Origin of the sequence: Bacillus sp. AP50, from assembly GCF_040492675.1 — a bacterium.
GTDB lineage: Bacteria > Bacillota > Bacilli > Bacillales > Bacillaceae_G > Bacillus_A > Bacillus_A cereus.
Map to the genome: position 1 here is coordinate 1 of NZ_JBEUTW010000568.1, position 2,758 is coordinate 2,758.

The window sequence follows — 2,758 nt, forward strand, 5'->3', positions numbered from 1 at the left end:
GTTAGCATACGAATATATCACAATTCAACAATGTTTTCTGAAAATATTGAAAGTTTTTATCGAACAATTTATAATTTCCATAGAGGGAGTTTAATGGGGATTTTATCTTTGTTTCATCTACACAATATTTGATAATTCACTATATAAAACACAAAATCGGATTTCATTATCATGTATTCTGTAGCAGCAATTATGACCGATAATTAGGGAGGAATTACATTTGTACAAAGATAAGACAGACGCACTGGATCAAGAATGGATTGATTTAATACTTGAAGCTCTAGATGCTGGTATCGCCATGCAAGACATCGAGCAATTTTTCCAACGTATGAAGCCATCCAGTCAGGCTCAATAGGTTTGTTCTTTTTAACGAAGTTTATGTTATAATAATGACATCATAAGACAACTACATATTGATAGAAAGGTGCGCAAATATGATTGGAGAACGTATAAAACGCCTTCGTTTACAAAAAGGGATTTCATTAACTGAACTTGCCGAAAAAGCTGGCGTTGCTAAATCTTACATTAGTTCTATAGAACGAAATTTACAAAAAAACCCTTCCATTCAGTTTCTTGAAAAGATCGCAGCAGTTCTACAAATTCCAGTTGATACTTTACTTCATGATGAAACAACAAAGGAAACTAACCTAGACTCCGAATGGACACAACTCGTTAAAGATGCAATGAACTCTGGTGTCTCCAAAGAACAATTTCGTGAATTTCTTGAATTTACAAAGTGGAAGCAAAATCAAAAATAATAATAGAAAGAAGTGCTTACAACCAGCACTTCTTTTTCTTTATAAAAAAAAGCGGGAATACCCGCTTTTTTTATTATTTTTCTTCCCCAGCTTCTTGGTTAGCATTGAATGTCCATTCTAAATTCAATGTATCACCTTGGAAGATATTTTGGTCTTTTCCATCATCTACAAATTCAAATTGTACCCATAGATAATCCTCTGTACCAGCTGCTAATCCACCCTTTTCTCCCCACTCAGGAGCAAAGATATCTTTAGCTAAAAGATCTGGATCAACTTTTTGTAAGTCTGCTAAAGTTGTTTCGTATACAGGCTCACTTTGTTTATCCCAGTTCCAAAGGAATTTTACTTTAACGTGCTTACCAAAGTCTTCACCAGCATTATCACCTTTTGCATCTTTAACAGTATACTTTGTTGCTAATTTAACGTCTTTAATAGTTAACGAACCGCTGTTTTGTAATAGGAACTCTTTCTTAACAGAATCCCCTGGTTTTAAATCTTTAATATCTACAAGCGTCTTAGGGTTTAATGTAAGGTCTAACGTCCCAGCTGCAAATGTATTGTTTGATACTTCTTTATCGCTAAAGAATGCAAATGTTCCTCCACCAATTAAAGCTAACCCCAATGCTGCTGATGCAACTCCCATACCTAATTTCTTTTTCAGACTCACAATCAATTCCCCCTAGCTTTTTTTTATATTTTTATCACTTATTTTTCAATAAGAGATGTAAAGAAAACTATATTAGCTTAGCTAATATGCGTTCTTTTTTAAAAACCTTATGTTCATTATAACGAACAACCCTATATAAACACAACACATATTTATTAATATTTTCAGTTATTTTTATTTCTCAATATCATTTAGACTTTTCAGAAAAAAACAATGATAATTTATAACTTTTTTCACACTCAAATCATTTAATACTATAAGAAAAAAGAAAAACAAAGAGGTGAGGGCTAACGTTCCCTCACACTCGTATAAATATTACTAGTCTTGCTTATTCGTTCACTCTCTCTTACACCACATTCTTGTTTTCCGGCTGTTTCACTAAAGCAGTTACTCCACTTTCTTTTGCTCTTCTAGCTTTTTCTGTTCTTCCGCTTTCTTCTGTTCTTCTAGCTTTTTCTGTTCTTCCGCTTTCTTTTGCTCTTCTACTTTCTTCTGTTCTTGTTCTTCTGCTTTCTTTTGTCCTTCCGCTTCAATTGCAACGTTTAATTGTTGCTGAAGAGCCTGAATTTGCTCATCAATAGCTTTCAAGCTAATTTCTTTCTCAATATAGTCACGCTTCTCTTTGATACTGCGGAAGCCTTCATTTACATATATGGACACTTGCTGCATCGACTCATCTTTATTTACCTTTAATTCTTCTTGTATTTGATTGTAAGGAGCTTCTATTTCAGTATATACATTTTGCAGGGCTTCCTTCTCAGCAACAATTTTCTCACGCCCTTGTTGCCATACAGAAATCGCCTGTTTTATTTCTTCAATAGAAGTTGCTTTCGATTTTCCCTTCATCGTTCCATACTCACGCTCAATAAACTGTTTATGTTTCTCAGATTGCTCTTTTAACGTATTAACTGTTTTCGGAAATATAATTGCTGTAGAAAGCGTCGCTTCTACTTTCGTTTCATGAATGAACGCCGCTTCTGTATGCGTCATAATTTGAGATCCTAAATAAAACGTAATAGAACACATACACGGCAATATAAGCATCTTTTTAAAATTACGCGGTCTTTTCAGCATCTTAATCTCTCCCATCGAACATTACGTTCTTTATACAGAACATTATCTATATTATAGTAAAGAACTATTAAAATTGATAGACAAATACTAGAAAAATAGAAAAAGGGCTATCCATGTGATAGCCCTTTTTCTTATTATCTTTCTTCACCTGCTGTTTGTTGTGCATCAAACGTCCAATTTAATTGTAACTTATCGCCTTGGAATTGATTTTGATCTTTTCCATTATCAACGAACTCAAATTTCACTTTGAATTTATCAG

4 protein-coding genes and 1 pseudogene are annotated in these 2,758 nt (G+C 33.5%); 2 read left to right on the top strand and 3 right to left on the bottom strand.

Going from position 1 to position 2,758, the window contains the following annotated elements; all coding sequences use genetic code 11:
• Positions 1 to 220 precede the first annotated feature (220 nt).
• Entirely contained in the window at positions 221 to 355 is a 135-nt protein-coding gene (locus tag ABWK52_RS26670; protein WP_000276219.1) for an anti-repressor SinI family protein, read from the top strand.
• Positions 356 to 434: 79 nt separating this feature from the next.
• Complete coding sequence (locus tag ABWK52_RS26675; protein ID WP_000578885.1) at positions 435 to 758, top strand: helix-turn-helix domain-containing protein; 324 nt, start codon at positions 435 to 437, stop codon at positions 756 to 758.
• Between the two features lie 73 nt (positions 759 to 831).
• Here the strand turns inward: ABWK52_RS26675 and calY are convergent, their stop codons facing one another.
• From calY to ABWK52_RS26690, 3 genes and pseudogenes are all read right to left on the bottom strand, one after another.
• Positions 832 to 1,425: a biofilm matrix protein CalY gene (gene calY / locus ABWK52_RS26680; protein WP_000053713.1), complete on the bottom strand. Its 594-nt coding sequence runs from the start codon at positions 1,423 to 1,425 to the stop codon at positions 832 to 834.
• 390 nt (positions 1,426 to 1,815) lie between these two features.
• Positions 1,816 to 2,514 (bottom strand): annotated as a pseudogene (locus ABWK52_RS26685) (DUF4047 domain-containing protein); the annotation flags it as partial.
• 119 nt (positions 2,515 to 2,633) lie between these two features.
• Positions 2,634 to 2,758 (bottom strand): TasA family protein (locus ABWK52_RS26690; RefSeq protein WP_353772256.1); only part of this gene is annotated, 125 nt, incomplete at its 5' end.

What these genes read in the sequence shown, in the direction of transcription:
- ABWK52_RS26675 (WP_000578885.1), top strand. Translation starts at nt 435, where the DNA reads ATGATTGGAGAACGTATAAAACGCCTTCGTTTACAAAAAGGGATTTCA.